Source organism: Vibrio sp. 1249-1, assembly GCF_033340495.1.
In genome coordinates this window covers 1-526 of record NZ_JAWOWJ010001142.1, presented here as the reverse complement: position 1 = coordinate 526, position 526 = coordinate 1, and the positions used below count along the sequence as shown (strand labels likewise).

Below are 526 nucleotides of genomic sequence, written 5' to 3'. Positions count from 1 at the left end.
GGACTCCAACGCTGATACGAGCCAATCACACGACATGTCTGGCTACATCGGCCAGTTCGTGATGGGTAACGAGCCTGATCACCACGTACCTTACCTCTACAACTGGACGGCAGAGCCTTGGAAGACACAAGAAATCGTCGACCAAGCGATGAACGAGTTCTACCACCCAACGCATGAAGGTCTGATTGGTAACGAAGACGTCGGTCAGATGTCGGCGTGGTATGTGATGTCTGCATTGGGCTTCTACCAAGTCACACCGGGCGAAGCAAGTTACACCATCGGCCGTCCTCTGTTCGACAAAGCCGTGATTCCAGTCGCGGACGGTAAATTCACCATCACCTCAGAAAACAACAGCCAAGAGAGCATCTACGTGAAGTCGGTGACCATCAATGGCAAACAATTGAGTGACAACTTCAGCTTCGCGCACAGCGATTTGAAAGACGGTGGTGAACTGCATTTTGTTATGACTTCAGACAAATCTGAAGCGATGAAAGCGCAGTAACTGATACCCATCCAAATAACACCC

At 50.4% G+C, this 526-nt stretch carries 1 protein-coding gene; it reads left to right on the top strand.

Going from position 1 to position 526, the window contains the following annotated elements:
- On the top strand, positions 1 to 502 hold a 502-nt coding region (locus tag R7Z50_RS30930; RefSeq protein WP_318150204.1), incomplete at its 5' end, for a glycoside hydrolase domain-containing protein.
- Between the last annotated feature and the right edge of the window lie 24 nt (positions 503 to 526).